Annotated in this window: 1 protein-coding gene; it reads left to right on the forward strand. The window is 65.9% G+C overall.

Annotation, left to right across the window (positions count from 1 at the left end; genetic code table 11):
• Positions 1-384 (forward strand): pyruvate formate lyase family protein (locus A6013_RS24535; protein WP_302622514.1); only part of this gene is annotated, 384 nt, incomplete at both ends.

The following is a 384-nucleotide window of genomic DNA, read 5'->3' on the forward strand; positions in this document are numbered from 1 at the left end:
GCAGCTCGTTCGAAGCCTACGGGCGGGAAATGGATCCGCAGTTCGAATACCTGTTTACCGACCTGCGTAAAACCCACAACCAGGGCGTGTTTGACGTTTACTCCCCGGAGATGATGCGCTGCCGGAAATCTGGCGTGCTGACCGGGCTGCCGGCCGGCTCCGGGCGCGGGCGCATTATCGGCGCCTACCGCCGCGTGGCGCTGATCGGCATCCGCTATCGGGTGCGCGCGCGTGACCTCCAGTTCGCCGATCTGCCGGGCAGCGCGGGTGCGCGCGTCATCTCCACCGAGTCGTCCCGCGTGACCTGCGCGGTTATCCCTACCAACGAAGAAAAAATGATCGCGCTGGACGCCCTCCGTCTTGGGAAGGTTGCCCCGGCCGCGG

The organism is Enterobacter sp. IF2SW-B1 (assembly GCF_001743375.1).
Classification (GTDB): Bacteria; Pseudomonadota; Gammaproteobacteria; order Enterobacterales; family Enterobacteriaceae; genus Enterobacter; species Enterobacter bugandensis.